Here is a 15,816-nt window from a genome sequence, read left to right as displayed (position 1 = left end):
GTGATTGTCCCCCGTTAATGTGTCTGCGAGTTTACGGGAAGATTCTGCAGTCCGCTACGCGACGTGTCTAACGTGCCGCGCTCACTGCGCGGCACGCACGCGGTGCGCGCGACGCAGCGCATCCTGGCATTCCAGCAGCACGCGGCGAAGTGCGCGGGGACGTTCGCTGCTCAGGAATTCGCTGGTGGCGGCGTCGGCCATCGCGAGATCCGGGTAAAGCCCGCGCACGAGGCGGTTAGCAATCTCGATGGGGTGCTCCTCCCAGAGCTTCGCCAGAGAGTCGAAATACTCCTGGGCAAAGGCCTCGGTGAGGTGGGCCGAGCGCGGGGCATTAAACGCCGCGAGCAGGGAATCCACCTCCGCGTTGGAGTACTTACCCGGCGTGCGCACGAGATCGAAGACTTCGCGCTTGAGCTCGGCAGATGGGAAAGCGTGGGAGGCGCCCAGGTAGGCGGCGGCACCGGTGAGCGTGTTATCGTGCTCCTTCTCCGCCTCCAGCTCCTCGGCGCTGACGGCATCGCGGGCGGCCAAGGCGCGGAGGATGGCCCAGCGGATGTCCGGGTCGAGGGCGAGGCCGTCGAGGGAGCCGTCGAAAAGCGCGCGCAGGCACTGTGTGCCGGACTTCTCCGGGGTGGCGGCCAGCGCCTGGATGGCGGCGCGGGCGACGGTGAGCTGCGCATCGGAGCCTGCCGGTGCCTGCTGCAGTACCTCCCAGAGGCGCTCGGCGTAGTCGGCGCGGATCTCCTCGCGCGCTTCCTCGCTCACGAAGTGGTCGATGGCATAGCGGGCATTGGCAAAGGCCGTGGTCAGAAGCGTGGGGTTGGACTCCGCCGGGGCGTGGTTGAGCACCGTGTCCAGGTAGGAGCGCACGGGCCACTCGCCATCGCGGGTGAGGTTCCACAGGGAGGTCCAGATGACCGCGCGGGAAAGCTCATCCGGAACGTCAGACAGGCGCGTGCGGATGGTCTCCAGGGAGGTCTCGTCGAAGCGGACCTTGGCGTAGGTGTGGTCGCCGTCGTTAAGCAGCAGCAACGCAGGTGCCTGAAGTCCCGATGCCTCATCGAGGATGGTGCGCTCGGCCTCCAGATCGATGTCGAGAGTGGCGTATTTCTTCAGGGAGGCATCGAAGAGTGCCACGTTGAGGCGGTGCGGTCGCGTGGTGTCCTCGGCCTCGACAGCGATGGCGAGCTCGTGGATCTTATCGCCGTCCGTGTGCAGCTCCGGGGTGAGCGTGTCCGGGCCCCACGTGCGAAGCCAAGCTGTGGACCAGGCGTCCAGGTCGCGGTCGGTGTGCTTCTTCAGGGCCTTGAGCAGGTCCTCGAAGGTGGCGGCAGCAAAGGCGTGCTCCTGGAAGTAGTCGCGCGCGCCGGCGTAGAAGTTCTCCCGGCCCACGTAGTGCACCAGCTGCTTGAGCACCGCCGCACCCTTGGCATAAGTAATGCCGTCGAAGTTCTGGCGCGCGGCATCCACGTCCGGGATCTCGGCCTTGATGGGATGCGTGGTGGGCAGCTGATCCTGCAGGTAGGCCCAGTTCTTTCGTTGCCCGGCGAAGTTGACCCATGCCTCGGTGTACTCGGTGGCATGCACCGAGGAATCCGCGCCCATGAACTCCGCGAAGGACTCCTTGAGCCACAGGTCATCCCACCACTGCGGGGTGACCAGGTCACCGAACCACATGTGCGACATCTCGTGGAGGATGGTGTTCGTGCGCCCGGCATGCTGCGCGCGGGTGGCAGCGGAACGGAAGAGGTAATGCTCCGTAAAGGTCACGAGGCCGGGGTTCTCCATGGCACCCAGGTTGTACTCCGGAACGAAGATGGAATCGTACTTGCCCCACGGGTACGGGTAGCCATAGTTGCTGTGGAAGAAGTCCATGCCTTGTGCTGTGACCTGCAGGATTTCATCATCCAGGTAGTCAGCCATGGAGGCGCGGGCAAAGGCGCGCAGCTCCACTTCCAAGGAGCCATCGGGTGCGGTCCAGGTGCTGTGCTTCTCGACGTACGGCCCAGCCGCAAACGCCGTCAAATACGTCGACAGCAGCGGGGTCGGCGCGAAGTGCGCTACTTCCCCGCTATCCGTCTTCTCGCGGCCAACCTCCGGCTGGTTGCTGAGCAGCTGCCAGCCTTCCGGGCCGGTGAGGTGCACCTCGTAGCTGGCCTTGAGATCCGGCTGGTCAAAGCAGGGGAAGATGCGGCGGGCATCGGATGGCTCGAGGTGCGAGTAGAGGTAGGTGGTGTCATCGGCCTGGTCGTGCATGCGGTGCAGGCCCTGGCCGGTGCGGGAGTAATAGGAGGAGCCGGTGATCTCCACGGTGAGTTCCTCCCCCACTGGAAGGTTGCTCAGGTAGACCCGTCCACCGTCGAAGGTGTTCTCCACCTCCTCGCCGTTGACGCGCACTGCGTGCACGGCCTTGCCCAAGTAATCCACGAAGGTCTCGGGCTTAGTGGTGGTGAAGCTAATGCGCGAGGTGACCTCGTAAGAGTCGGCGTCGGTTGGCGCGCTCGTGACGTCGAGGTGCAGCTCGTAGGTGCTCAAACGCAGCGCGGTGCTGCGGGCGGTGGCTTCTGCATGAGTGAGGTTTGCGGTAGTCATGCGCTACATCTTAAACGTCGCTGCGGTGCGTATCACAGGGCGGTCAAGATAGAACCCACCGCGTGTTGGGCCCGCGCTGTGGGCCATCAGGATCGATGCGCGCTTGGCCTATAGTCCGCAGGTGGCGCAGTATTCCCGTGACAGTTGCCCGGTCTACTCCCAGTTCTTCGGCGACTTCACGCGTAGTCAGTGCAGCTCCTTCTTTGAGTTGAGCCAGGATCCAGTCCTGAACGGAGGTCGCTGCGATGTGTCCTTCTATGTGAAGCCCCATCAGTGATCGGGCCTTGGTGGTAAGTATCCACTCTCGCGCTTCCCGTAGTTGTTCTACGAAACCGAGGCTCTCATACCACCGAAGGGTATCCGCAGCCTGATCTTCGCTGACTTGCATGAGTTGGGCAGCAGTGTGGCACAGCAGGATCTGGTTGTCCATAAGGTGACGGGCAATGATGAGACCATTGACGCTGTCGAAAGGCTCAGCGCCGAAAGCACCTTTGAGTTCGGTCAAGGCCTTAACAAACGCGGTGTCAACGCGGCCAGAGGACAAAATAACTTCGACGAAGGATTCCTCGGCGCGAAGTTCCGGAATATGGCGACCACTCGACAGCATCGATGCCCACATGCGGTCGAATCCACGGGAGGATTCCTCTGCTAACCCCAGCATCCTTAACGCCGTCATAAGGCGGGGATTTCGGGGAATTGATTGTGTTGTGAGAACTCGATTGCGTTGTACACCTGTGGGAAGACCACCGGGTGACCATACAGAGAAGGCTATGGGAGATTGGTCGATGACTACTGCAGCCGATGCGTCCCAGTCGCGATGGGCTAAGGCGTTGGAGACGAGTTCGTCGACAGCGGTGTCTGGGAAAGCCTTGATCGATACTTCTTGACCTGTGGCAAGTGCGATGCGCTCCACTTCTTGCTGGGCATTGACTCGAATTAGCTCTTTCAACCGCAAGTATGCGGTGATGAGGGGCGCAGAGATTTCCGTTGTTCTCGGCTCACCGCCAGGTACAAGACGGAGGAAGTGTCGAATTGTAACCTGCTGGGATACCGGAGGCATGAAGAGGATTTCGGCCGCGTATGTGGGGTTTTGTGAGCCATCCAGCAGCCCTAATTCTCCCAAAAGTTCGCGGGTCGTCGCGGGAACAGGCTCCTGGGAACCGGACATCGCTCTAGCTTGAGCTAGCAGGTGCCGCGCCTGATCGACGGCTGTCATATCGAGTTCCTCAAGTCCTCGCCGGGAGGGGTGAGCGGTGTAATCCGGGTTGGCGCGTTCAAAAAAGAGTGCGCGGCGTTGGTGCTCGGTGAGGGGTACGCAGCGAGTACCAACCCGTTTGCTTGCCTGTCCCTTCGGGCGCTGATACAGCGTGATGCCACGGGGAACGCGCAAGACGATGAGCCGGGCTCCGCACCACTCCAGCTCCTCTGCTTCGACGTGGATGTTGGGCTGTGTTCCTTCGAAGATTTTTCTTATGAGCCAGTCCAGTTCCCTCTGGGTGCCTGTAAATGCCGCTGGTCCTGATTTCTTGTCTGCGACTCCAAGCACGATGAAAGCGTTCCCGTTATCGGCATTGGAAAAGCACACGGCTTCATCGATGAGGAATTCAACAAGGGTTGCGTCTGGATTGCGATTTCTCGGGTGGACTGCAGGGTCCTCTTTGAAATCGAGAATCTCGGATTCCAGGCTATCGGCGGTTGCGCCGGTTTCAATCGAGCGCAGTGCCTGGATGATGAAGTCGAGTTCGTCCTCTCTCATGGCCTGTAGTATAGCGGAGTTGTTTCAAACAACTCCGCAACAACTAATAAACAACTATTGACTAATATGACAGCTTCTGACGCAGATTTATTCTTAAAAGTGCAGGCCACAGTGTTGCGCGAGTTGTTGAGGAGTTGTTTTAGAGTTGTTTATTACTCGGTTGTGGCGCCTTAGTTGTCAAAAAGTTGTTGCCCGCAGTACCGAAATGGGCACTACGGGCAACAACTAAAAACTACTTCTCAAGGCGAGGTATCGCGCTTGAGGGCTTACTGCTTGATGGCAGAGACCTCGAGCTCGATCTTGATCTCCTCGGAGACGAGCACGCCGCCGGTCTTCAGCGGAGCGTTGAAGTCGATGCCGAAGTCGGTGCGGTTAATGGAGGTCTTAGCCTCGAAGCCAAGGCGGGTGTTGCCGAAGGGATCCTCGGCCACGCCGGTCTCTTCTACCTTGAAATCGACGGACTTGGTGGTGCCCTTGATGGTGAGGTCACCGGTGACGGTGCCCTCGCCCTCGTCGTTAACGTCGAACTTGGTCGCGGTGAAGGTCATCTCCGGGAACTTCTCTACGTCGAAGAAGTCCTCATTCTTTACGTGTGCATCGCGATCAGCGTTCTTGGTATCGATGGACGCCGTCTTCACCGTGGCGGTGGCGGCGGAGTCAGTAATGTTCTCCCCTACGGTCAGGGTGCCTTCGAACTCGTTGAAGTTGCCGCGCACCTTGGTGATCATGGCGTGGCGAGCTACAAAGCCGATAGTGGTGTGTGCCGGGTCCAGTGCGTACGTTCCTGCGGTGATAGTCATGGGTTCCTCGTTTCTTCTAGGCTTCTCTAGGTTGTTGACGGGACAACAATAATTATACGCTCCTTCACTCAGCTGTCAAGGGAAGAAATCGCAAGAACACTAAAGCCCCAGACCTGCAACCCGAAACCTGCAGGTGGGCGTCGTCAAGCGCGTGGCGCGTCTGAGACAGCACGCAGGGAGTTTCGGGATCGAGGTCTGGGGAAATGCGTGAAGTGTTGGGTTAGTTGGTCGGGATGCCCACCAGGGTGGCCTCCTTCAGTGTCACGGAGCCGGATTTGGGCATGTCGGTGAAGACGATGAGGGCGCCGTCGAAGGCCACGGGCTTCTCCTTGAGCTCGATGTCTTGGCGCGCGTTGGTTAGCGTGCCGTGTGCGAGCTCGGTGAGCTTGCCGGAGTCAGGATCCGTGGGGTCAAAATCCTTGGTATTAACGCCATAGACTTCGTACTTGGCGCCGGTGGACTTGCTCTGCTGAAGCGGTAGCGCGCGGAGTTGCGTGGGCTTGTCAATGCTGAGCAGGAGTCCAGTGTCTGCCTTCTTCGTGGACCATGAACCAGAAACTTCCTTGCCCTCCGGAACGGAGGTGGTCTTGACGTCCTTCAGGAGCACCGGCGGCACGTTGGGGAATGAGGTTTCAGTCGTCGATTCGCTCTTCGTCACCACGGGGGAAGTCTTTTCATTACCCACATGGGATAGGATCCACACGCTGAGCGCGGCCATCGCCACGACGAAGAGGGTGGCCAGCGCGCCTAGGATGATGATGCCGGAGCCAGAGTAACCGCGGCCGCCGAAGCCCGGTGCGGGGCTCGGGTCCTCCTTGCGCGGGGTCTCCTCCACTGGAATCTGGAGGGTCTCCTCGCCGTCGTCGCCATCGCCGGCGAAGGCTGCCAAGCGGTTGGCGATGTCCTCGAGATCGGAGTCTTGGCCCTCCTCGGCGTCGGCAGCAATCTCCTGTAGCACCTCCGGTGTCGGACTGGTGGACTCCACGAGGAGCGAGATGGCGGAGGCCAGCGCCGAGCGGTCAGTCTCCTCATCGTTGCTGTGCAGCACCGCGGGGAAGGCCAGGGTGGCAATGCCCTCGGTGGAAATGCGGATGCGGTTGCGGTTCTCAATTCCCAGCACGAGGCCCGCCGCGTGGGCGGCAGCCGTGGTGCGCACCAGCGGGACCAAGGCGTGGGCGACGGCGCGCGGATCGAGGTCCTCATCCTCCGACACCGTCTTCAGGGAGGTGCCCTCCACCCAGTCCGCCACGACGAGGCAGCCCTGGCGGTAGGACAGGATGTCGATGTTCTCCGCCATGGCATCCAGCTCCATCTCCGCCAGGCGGCGCGTGGCGCGGGAGACCTCCGCGGAGCGGCGGGCGGCTACCGCCGGGGTGGCGGGAGCCATCGGAGCCTCGCCCGTGGTGTCCACGAATGTCAGCGATACAAGGCGGCCGGTGGCCTGCTCGCGGGCCTTCCAGAAGCGGGTACCCGCGGCAGAGCCGTAGTCCTTGAGGAGGCGGAAGCGGCCATCGGATACCGGTGCGCCCGGCACCAAGCGCGGCCCGCGGACAATACCGGCGGACATCGGCGGCGGTACCGGCGAGGAGTTGAAGGCATCCACGCTGAAGATCGGCTGGATCTCCAGCTGCTCTGGGGCCTCGACCTCGATGGCCTCGGCATGCTCGATCTTGATGATGCGGGACATGCCGGGGATGCGCTGCAGCTGGCGGCCAAGGTTGATGACTTCCGGCAAGCCCGAGCGCGAGAGCACGATGCCGGTAACAGCCACGAAGATGAGGCCCGCCACGGCAAGCTTCAGCAGGTACACGAACGGTGGCACCTGCTCCGGGAGCACGAGGTTGATGACGTAATTGATGGCGAAGGCCACCACGAGGCCCACGAGGGAGGCCAACACTGACCAGATAGTCGTCGCGATAACCGCGCGGCCGCCCAGGCTGCCCAGCTTTCGCTTGAGCAGGAAGCCGCCGATCACCGCGCCGGCCACGAAGCCGAAGCCATTGGCAGTGCCCAGAAGGACGACCACGCGGTCGGGGGAATCCGCCACGTGTGGGGCAAGCAGGGAGAGCACCGACTTGGTGAGCGTGATGCCGGCGATGATAAACGTCGGCGTCCACGCTTCTTCGCGGGCGTAGAAGACGCGCAGGTGCAGCAGCACGAGGGCGTATGGGATGAGGGTAAAGGCAGAGAAGCTCAGCGTGAGGCCGAGTACCTCGGCCGCCTTGGCGTTGAAGGCGCCGTACTGGAAAAGGCCGCGGGCGATCGGGATGCCGAATCCCGTCATGAAGATGACGATCGGAATCAGGGCGATAAACGTCAGCTTCGTGCCCAGCGTGAGATCCCGGACCACGGCCTTGACGTCACCGTCCGCGGCGTTGCGGGACAGGCGCGGCATAATTGCGGTGAGCAGCGTGACGCCAATGACGCCATAGGGTACCTGCAGGAGAAGCCATGCCTGCTGGTAGATAAACGGCGCTTCTTTGTCCGCATGGGCCGCCACGCGGGAAGTGATGACGTAACCCAGCTGGGAAACCGCCACGTAGGCCACGATGGCCATGGCCATGCCGCCGAATTGCTTGAGGCGGTCATCCAGGCCCCACAGCGGCTTGAGGTTAATGCCCGCCTTCTTGAGATAAGGGAAAAGGATGAGGCATTGCACCACCACACCGGCCGTGGTGCCTAGGGCTAGGAGCAGCACGTGCCGGTCCGTGATCGGCGAAGGCGCATCGGGATGCAGACTGCCCGGCAGCAGCTGGTAGGCCACGAGCACCGTAATCGAGATGATGTTATTGACCACCGGTGCCCACGCGCCTGGCCCGAAGATATTCTTGGTGTTGAGCACCGCTTGGAAGAGCGCGAAAAGCCCGTAGAAGAAGATTTGCGGCAGCAGCAAGTAGGCAAAGGAGGTGGCCTGCACGGCATTGACCTCGCCGTCCTCCGGCAACATCATGCGCGTTAACTGCGGGGCAAAAATACAGGAAAGCACCGTGATCGTGGCCAGCAGGGAGAAGGCCAGCGTGAAGAGGCGCCGGACAAAGTCCTCGCCACGGTCAGCGTCTTCCTTTTCCGCGCGCACCAACACGGGCACGACGAGCGAAGTCAGCACCGCGCCCAGCACGATCTCCGTGATGAGGTTGGGCAGCTGGTTCGCCGTGGTGAAGGCAGAGGAAATAGCCGGGCCGAGCGACGAGCCGATGAGCACGTTGCGGATGAACCCCGTGATGCGGGAAATCATCGTTGCAATGGCCATGGAGCCGGTCGCGCGGACGACGGCGCCGTCGGAGTTCTTTTCGCCGGAGGGCTCACTCGAGGCAGTGGCGGCCTTGCCCTTCAGTCCCGAGCGGTCCTCGAGTTCGTCGTTGACAGCAACGACGCCACTCGGCGCGCGCTTTTCCGGGACCGGTGCCGGTGGCGAGGGCGTGACAATGCGTCGGCGGGCACCAGACTTAGGTTCATGTGTCATTGAGAAAACTATCCGTGAGACTTCTTTTTCTTCCACTTACCCAGCCGGAACAATGCGGCAAGGACGAGGGCGAGCGCGGCGATCGCGCCGACTCCATAGACGCTAACGATACCGGCACGCGTCTGCACCGTGATATCGATTGGATCCGAAATGAGGTGCTCAGATGGTGTTGCAAGCCACAGGCGCAGCGACATCTGGTCAACGTTGCTGGGCAGGTCAGCGGTCATGGACACGGTAATAGATCCCTTGGCTGGGATGTGAATCAAGTCCTGCGTGTTCAACGTGGCGCCGTCGGGGGCGTCGTAGGCTAGGTGGGCGTCGACAGGCAGCGGCAGGCCGTTCTCCGCCACGATGAGCAGCGGTGATGACTCCGAAACGCGGGTAAAGACGTTCCCCGGCGGGATGAGCGCCACCGAGGCGCGAAGCTCGCGGAGCATATCCGCGTTTTTCTCCAGCCGGGAGCGGCTCTGCTCCACCGAGAATGGAAAACCGTGGAGGCTAGAGCGGTCGGTAGCGCTGAGCGCCGTGAGGAGATCGCGGCGCAGGGGGGCCGTGAAGTTATAGCGCGTCATGGCGATACCGGGATCGTTGACCATGATGGACATCAGCTCATCGGTATAGCGCGCCTGCTGCGTCACCTGTGTGATCTCGGCGTCGTGGAAAGCTGCGGGATCTGGGTAGGGACTTCCGGGGTTGCCGTTGCCGGGCTCGATGGGCAGCGCGGAAACGGGACGGGGGTCGAGGCGCCCGGAATTGAGCAGGCGCTGCGCTGCTTCCATCACCGCGCGCGCGGCGGCAGGGTCCTGGAAGTTCGGCAGCTTGGCCACGGTCTCCTCTTGCGCGGACGCCACGCTTATCGACGCCCCCGCCGTCAGCGCCCTCGCCTGCTCTGAATCCATCGAAAAGTCGTAGCGCAGCTCCGGGTTAGAGTACCCAGTGGTCTGCGGCTTAGAACCGGTCTGGGCCAACAGTGCTCCGAGGGAGGCATCAAAGGTGGCGGCCTTGCCGGCCCACTCGGAATTATCCGCCACCAGCAGCGGGACGGGCATCGCGTGCTCGCTTGTCCCTGAGGCAGGCGCGGTCAGTGGCGTGCTGAGCGGGGCGCCGAGGACGCGCTCGATGGTGTCAGCGCCCTGCTCGACGGCCTCGTGGGTGAGCCACTCGTTTCCTACCTGGGCCACGGCATCGGTGTCTGCGTTAGCCCACGGCATGAGCATGCGGCAGTCCACCTTCTTCAGTTTCTCCAGCCACGCGGCGGCGTCTTGGGCACCCGCGCCCGGCTTGCCGCGATCGGAATCGGCGCTGCTAAACCAGGAATCGCGCAGGCGCGTGGGGTGTTTGGCAGTAGAGGGGCGGGTCTCGTTGACGGTGTAGCCGGCGGACATGCGGTCGGCGGCGTCGACAAGCGCGGGGTCCAGGGCCACGCAGCCTGAACCGTGAAGATCATGCTGCAGGTAGGCGTCGAGCAGCTGATCGAGGCGCCCGCCCGGTGAGAGCTGTTCAGCGAGCTGCTCGCTTTCTAAGATGAGCTCCTCGCCGCCGGTATCTCCCGGCACGACGTCGACCTGGGCGGTCACGGGATAGATCAGTGAGAACTCGTGTTTGCTGTCGTCTTCTGCGTCGGGCGTCGGATCCTGATTTTCGCCCCTGAAATCCAGGATCGTCCGCTCTTCCGCAAAGCTCGCGGCCTGGCCGTCGCGGGTGCCAGTGAGAGTGAACAGCAGCGGGTAGGCGCCGGGATCGGTGATGGCCAGCGTGGAGTCATCTCCCAACGCGGTGGGGACCTCCACGGTTACGTCGCGGCTCTCCCCCGGCTCCAGTGCTCCTGCGCCGAGCGAAGTCCCATAATAAGGAAAGGATCCCGCAGCGAGCTCTTGGCGGGCCTCCGTCGTGGAGTTCACAGCATTGCTGCGCCGGGAGGTTATCTGCAAATCATCAACGGCGCTGTCCGTCGGGTTGTGGATGCGCAGCTGGACTTTAAGTGTCTCACCTACTCGCGCCTCCGTCGCGCTGAGCAAGCTGAGTTCGAGCTCATCGGGGCCGCGGGAGCCGAGCCAATAGTGGGAGTCGTTGCTCTCGGCGTCGGGAGTTTGTGCCTGGGCCACGGGGACGGCGCAGCCCACCGCCAGCGCCGTGATGGCAACCGCTGCGCGCCAACTCACCGCGGAGTCGCCTTTCCTGCGGCAGCTTCCTTTCGCGCGAGATCAGGGAGGAGGTCGTGGGCGATGCGCGCCAGCTTGCGCTCGTCGGCATAGGCCAGGTGCTCGATGAGCTCGGAGACCGGGATCCAGGACACCTCGGTGACCTCCGGGTCCTCGTCATTCATGATGCCGTCCACGAAACGCAGCAGGTGGTGGTGCACGGTCTTGTGAATGCGCACGCCATCGGAGACGAACCAATAATCAATCATGCCCAGGTCCGCGAAGACCTTGCCGTGGATTCCGGTTTCCTCCCATACTTCGCGCTCGGCGGTGAGTTCCTTGGCCTCGCCGTTTTCCACATGGCCCTTCGGCATGGACCACAGCAGGCGCCCGCGGCGGTCCAACCTGCCGATGAGTGCCACATAGATTTGGGACAGGTCGACGTTGCTGTCTTCGTCGACGGCCTCCGCCAATCCGGACACGACGAGTCCGCCTGCGGACGTCTCATCCCGCGTGGTCATGCGGTTGGTGGACGTGCGCTGGGGGCGTCCCGTGCGGTGGTTCCGGTGGCCCGCGCCCCGCCGGCGGCGGCGCTTGGACCCTGGCGTGTTCTTAGTCATCCCTGCTAATCGTAGTAGACTTCGATCCGTGAATTTTCAGGACACTCAGCTAATCGGCGTTCTTGCTCGCGCGGACGCCACCGTCGCCCAGCTCAGTGGCCTCCTCAGTGGCCTGGTGGAACGCTTCGCGCTTCACGACGCCCCCCTCTACCTCGTCGGCGGCTCCGTCCGCGATGCCCTGCTCGGCCGCCTGGGCAATGATCTCGACTTCACCACCCCGGCCCGGCCCGACGTGGTGTATTCGATTCTGGAGGAGTGGGCGGAAACCGTGTGGGATACCGGCATCGACTTCGGTACTGTCTCGGCGGCTTATAAGGGCCAGCAGATTGAGATCACCACCTTCCGCTCTGATAGCTACGACGGCGATTCCCGCAACCCCGAGGTGGTCTACGGTGACACGCTCGAGGGCGATCTCGTGCGCCGCGATTTCAAGGTCAACGCCATGGCCATCGAGCTGCGCCCGGACGGTACCCGCGAATTCCACGATCCGATGGGCGGGCTCGATGACCTGGCGAATCGCATCCTTGATACCCCGGATGCGCCGGAGATTTCCTTCCACGATGATCCTCTTCGCATGCTCCGCGCTGCGCGATTCGCGGCGCAGTTGGAGTTTGACGTCGCCCAGCGCGTGCGCGATGCCATGACAGACATGGCCGCTGAAATCCAGCGCATCACCGTGGAGCGCGTGCAGGTGGAGCTCAACAAGCTCATCTGCGGCACCGCGCCCTGGAAGGGTATTGACCTGCTCGTTGACTCAGGTATTGCGGACTATGTGTTTCCGGAGATCCCGGCATTGCGCATGGCCCCCGACGAGCACGCGCAGCACAAGGACGTGTACGCGCACTCGCTCACCGTGTTGCGCCAGGCCATGGAGCAGGAAGAGGACGGCCCCGACCTGATCCTGCGGTGGGCTGCCCTGCTTCATGACATTGGCAAGCCGGATACCCGCGACACTACCGACGGCAAGGTCAGCTTCCACCACCACGAGGTTGTTGGTGCGAAGCTCACCCGCAAGCGCCTGCGCAAGCTGAAGTTCCCCAAGGCCACGACCGAAGATATCGGCCAGCTGGTCTACCTGCACATGCGTTTCCACGGTTTCGGCGATGGTCAGTGGACCGATTCCGCCGTGCGCCGCTATGTCACCGATGCCGGCGATCTTCTCCCGCGCCTGCACAAACTTGTGCGCGCCGATTGCACCACCCGCAATGAGCGCAAGGCCCGCCGCCTCCAGCGCACGTATGACCAGCTGGAGGAACGCATCGCGGATATCGCGGCCAAGGAAGACCTCGCTCGCGTACGCCCTGATCTCGACGGCAACGAGATCATGGAGATCCTCGGCCTTGAACCCGGCCCGGAGGTCGGCCAGGCCTGGTCTTACCTCAAGGAGCTGCGCCTCGAAGAAGGCCCCTTGGAGCGCGAAGTTGCTATTGCGAAGCTGCGCGAGTGGTGGAATTCTAGATAGGGATGTACGCAGACAGACTTTTCAACGCCCTTGAGCGCAATGATCCCGCCCCTGGCCAGCTCCTCGTGGCGGCTCCCGACGTCCTCGCGCCCCAGTACAATCGCTCCGTCATCCTCATCACCGAGCAACATGCCGGGCGCACGTATGGAGTGGATCTGACCAAGCGTTCCGAGGTCGCGGTCTTCAACGTCATGCCGGAGTGGCTGCCTGTGGTGGCTAAGCCGCAGGCCCTCTACATCGGTGGTCCGCACGACCAGCAGGCGGCCATCGGCGTGGCGCTGACCAAGCAGGGCGTCGACATCGAGAAGCAGTCTTCGCTGAGCCGCCTCGCCCCACGTGTGGCACTCGTCGATCTGCGCGTGGGTCCCGATGCCGTCACCGAACTGGTTGAAGGTATGCGTTTTTTCGCCGGTCATTTCGAGTGGGGCCCGGGCGAACTCGATGAGGAAATCGATCGTGGTGAGTGGTACGTGGCCCCTGCGCTGCCCCAGGACGTGGTCTCCTCCGGATCGACAGATACGTGGTCAGACGTCATGCGCCGCCAAGCCATGCCCCTGCCGTTGTTTGCTACTTTCCCGCGTTATATCGATGAAGATAATTAGAGTTCCTCTCCGCCCTCTGCGCTAACATCTCTGCCATGCGTGCGGAGATCATCAAGGCAATACGGACCTGCATGCCCATCGCCGTGGGGGTGGTGCCGCTGGGCCTCGCCTTCGGCGTGCTCATGGTCCAGACCGGTTTCGACTGGTGGTGGACCCCCATCTTTTCCATCGTTATTTACGCTGGTTCGATGGAGTTCCTCGCCATTTCCATGGTGACCGGCGGCGTGACGCCCGCCGTTGCCGCGGTGACGGGTTTCATGGTGAACTTCCGCCACATCTTCTACGGGTTAACCTTTCCGCGCGATGAGATTCGGAATCGTTTCGGCCGCGCCTATTCCACGTACGCGCTGACCGACGAATCCTATGCCGTCCTTTCTGCCTTCCCCCGTGTTTCGCGCCCGAGTGGTGCATTTGTCTTCACCGTGCAGCTTTTCTGCCAGGTGCTGTGGGTTGTCTCGGGCATCATTGGTGCGCTGGCAGGCCAGGCTATTCCGCCCTCGGTGAAGGGTCTGGATTTCGCCCTCGTTGCCTTGTTCATTGTCCTAGCGATTGATTCCTTCCAGAACAACATGGATTACTCGCTTCCGCTGTCTGCTGCGGTCCTGGGTGTCCTCGCGGGCTGTCTGTTTCCAGGGCAGCTACTCATGGTGGCGCTGAGCGCCTACTTCCTGCTCTTGGTGGTGCGCTACCTCTCTCCTCGTGTCGACAGCGCGATGATTCTACGCAGGGAGTCCTAATGCCAGCTGGAGTAACCCTGCTCAGCATCCTCGCCGTGCTTATCCCCGTCGGGGTGGTGACGGTTGTTTTGCGCTGGCTTCCCTTCGCCTTTGTGAAGGCCCTAAAGGATGGCCAATTCATCAGCATGCTGGGCTTCACTATGCCCGTGGGTGTGATGACGGTCCTGGTGGTTTACACCTTGTTTAGTCAGACCCAAGACACGGGAAGCTTTGTGGCTCCCCTTGTAGGTGCCGCGGCTACTGCCCTGTTGCACCTGTGGCGCCGCAACTCCGGCTTGTCCATCTTCGGAGGCACCGCCGTGTACATGCTGTTGATGAACGTGGTGCTTTAAAAGTCCCCGTAGAGGGCGATGGCCTCTGTCCACAAGGAGTGGAACTGGAAGGCGTCGATAAGCTCGGCATTGATGTCGGGGAATGCGTCGTAGGTGTCGGGGTGTGGAACCACGCGCTGTGGGACCTCGGCATTGCCCACTGAGGTCTCCGGTGTCGCAGCGCCGACGATGGAGTCATTCGGAGCGAGGGCGATCATGCGCAGCATGGAGCAGGCCTCAGCGTTGATTTCCTCAAGCTCCGCGATGTGTGTGGCGGTGCCGACCTCCGGGATGGTCATGGTGGTGCGAACATAAAGCTTTTTCATGTGCTCTCACTCTACCCGGGCGTAGCGTGCCGCCATAGACGCGCAGATCATCAATTGGACCTGGTGGTAAATCATGAGAGGAAGGATGAGCAGCCCCAACGAGGTGCCGCCGGAGGCAAAAATCACCGAGGCCATGGGTAATCCGGTGGCCAGGGATTTCTTTGACCCGCAGAACTGAATAGCAATGGTGTCTTCTCTGTTGAACCCCAGCTTCTGGCTGACCGCCTTGGTGAGCCAGAGCATAAAGAAGACGAATGCTGTTGAGAAGACAATCTGAAACAGAATCTGCCATACGCTAATCGACGCCCAGATCCCGTCCACCATTCCCTTAGAAAAGGCCGCATAGACGACCATCGCGATGGAGCCTCGGTCCACCACTTTCGTGGCTTTGCTTGCCGCGAGTTTGCCCACCCATTTTCTGGTGAGCTGGCCGAGCACGAAAGGTAGGAGCAGAAGAACAGAAATCTCAAAGAAAACAGAGCTATCGATATGGATTCCGTTTCCTGCGCCCATCAGCGCCATGACTAGCAATGGTGTAAGCAAAACTCCAGCGAGGTTTGACGCAGACGCGGAGACGATTGCTCCTGGGACGTTTCCGCGGGCGATTGAGGTAAAGGCTACCGACGATTGCACTGTGGACGGTACAAGCGTGAGGTAGAGAATTCCCAAGTAAAGATCGTTTGGGATGAACGCGGTGAGCGGCCTGAGTGCGAGGCCGATGATTGGGTAGACCACAAAGGTAAACGCCAGAATAGTGAGATGGAGCTTCCAGTGTTTGATCCCGTTGATGGCTTCGCGCGTTGAGAGTCGGGCGCCGTAGAGGAAGAAGAGAAGGGCGATCGCTATATTCGTGAGGACATCGAAGCTGTCCGCAAAGCTTCCCCGCGCGGGAAAAACAATAGCGATTGCGACGGCGCACAGGATGAGGACGATGAGGGGGTCGAGTCGTTTAAGGCGCTCAATCATAGAAGAGAGTCTAGACGCCCCTCACGGTTTCACGTGAAAC

General features: G+C 61.7%; 11 protein-coding genes and 1 pseudogene. 4 read left to right on the top strand and 8 right to left on the bottom strand.

What is annotated here, in order from left to right; genetic code table 11:
* Positions 1 to 81 precede the first annotated feature (81 nt).
* From pepN to M5J06_RS08905, 6 genes and pseudogenes are all read right to left on the bottom strand, one after another.
* Positions 82 to 2,592: an aminopeptidase N gene (pepN, locus tag M5J06_RS08930; protein ID WP_250224459.1), complete on the bottom strand. Its 2,511-nt coding sequence runs from the start codon at positions 2,590 to 2,592 to the stop codon at positions 82 to 84.
* 43 nt (positions 2,593 to 2,635) lie between these two features.
* Positions 2,636 to 4,348 carry an ATP-binding protein gene (locus M5J06_RS08925; RefSeq protein ID WP_250224458.1) on the bottom strand — a complete coding sequence of 571 codons (1,713 nt, stop codon included), beginning with the start codon at positions 4,346 to 4,348 and terminating at the stop codon, positions 2,636 to 2,638.
* 266 nt (positions 4,349 to 4,614) lie between these two features.
* Positions 4,615 to 5,148, bottom strand: a complete 534-nt coding sequence (locus M5J06_RS08920) for a YceI family protein (RefSeq protein ID WP_070521904.1) — start codon at positions 5,146 to 5,148, stop codon at positions 4,615 to 4,617.
* Between the two features lie 220 nt (positions 5,149 to 5,368).
* A complete protein-coding gene (murJ, locus tag M5J06_RS08915; protein WP_250224457.1) occupies positions 5,369 to 8,611 on the bottom strand; it encodes a murein biosynthesis integral membrane protein MurJ in 3,243 nt (1,080 codons plus the stop codon).
* 8 nt (positions 8,612 to 8,619) lie between these two features.
* Positions 8,620 to 10,773, bottom strand: coding sequence for a hypothetical protein (locus M5J06_RS08910; RefSeq protein ID WP_250224456.1), 2,154 nt, complete (start codon positions 10,771 to 10,773; stop codon positions 8,620 to 8,622).
* Positions 10,770 to 11,354, bottom strand: a pseudogene (locus M5J06_RS08905) (NUDIX hydrolase); the annotation flags it as partial. The pseudogene M5J06_RS08905 and the gene M5J06_RS08910, both read right to left, overlap by 4 nt.
* 46 nt (positions 11,355 to 11,400) lie before the next feature.
* On the opposite strand from M5J06_RS08905, the gene M5J06_RS08900 reads away from it, so the two are divergent.
* The 4 genes from M5J06_RS08900 to M5J06_RS08885 are packed head-to-tail and all read left to right on the top strand — an operon-like array spanning position 11,401 to position 14,505.
* Positions 11,401 to 12,834, top strand: a complete 1,434-nt coding sequence (locus M5J06_RS08900) for a CCA tRNA nucleotidyltransferase (RefSeq protein WP_070596428.1) — start codon at positions 11,401 to 11,403, stop codon at positions 12,832 to 12,834.
* 2 nt (positions 12,835 to 12,836) lie between these two features.
* Positions 12,837 to 13,436, top strand: coding sequence for a YqgE/AlgH family protein (locus M5J06_RS08895; RefSeq protein WP_250224455.1), 600 nt, complete (start codon positions 12,837 to 12,839; stop codon positions 13,434 to 13,436).
* A gap of 35 nt (positions 13,437 to 13,471) precedes the next feature.
* On the top strand, positions 13,472 to 14,173 hold the full coding sequence (locus tag M5J06_RS08890) for an AzlC family ABC transporter permease (protein WP_070565636.1): 702 nt from the start codon (positions 13,472 to 13,474) through the stop codon (positions 14,171 to 14,173).
* Complete coding sequence (locus M5J06_RS08885; protein ID WP_070565638.1) at positions 14,173 to 14,505, top strand: branched-chain amino acid transporter permease; 333 nt, start codon at positions 14,173 to 14,175, stop codon at positions 14,503 to 14,505. The genes M5J06_RS08890 and M5J06_RS08885 overlap by 1 nt, the downstream gene beginning before the upstream one ends.
* Here M5J06_RS08885 and M5J06_RS08880 read toward each other — a convergent pair.
* Positions 14,502 to 14,810, bottom strand: coding sequence for a hypothetical protein (locus M5J06_RS08880; RefSeq protein ID WP_070521880.1), 309 nt, complete (start codon positions 14,808 to 14,810; stop codon positions 14,502 to 14,504). The two genes, M5J06_RS08885 and M5J06_RS08880, sit on opposite strands and share 4 nt — an antisense overlap.
* Positions 14,811 to 14,816: 6 nt before the next feature.
* Entirely contained in the window at positions 14,817 to 15,776 is a 960-nt protein-coding gene (locus M5J06_RS08875) for a bile acid:sodium symporter family protein (RefSeq protein ID WP_250224454.1), read from the bottom strand.
* Positions 15,777 to 15,816 lie beyond the last annotated feature (40 nt).

The sequence above is a fragment of the Corynebacterium intestinale genome, from assembly GCF_023574125.1.
Taxonomy (GTDB): Bacteria; Actinomycetota; Actinomycetes; order Mycobacteriales; family Mycobacteriaceae; genus Corynebacterium; species Corynebacterium hesseae.
The sequence above is the reverse complement of the archived record's forward strand: the minus strand, read 5'-3'. Positions and strand labels throughout refer to the sequence as shown.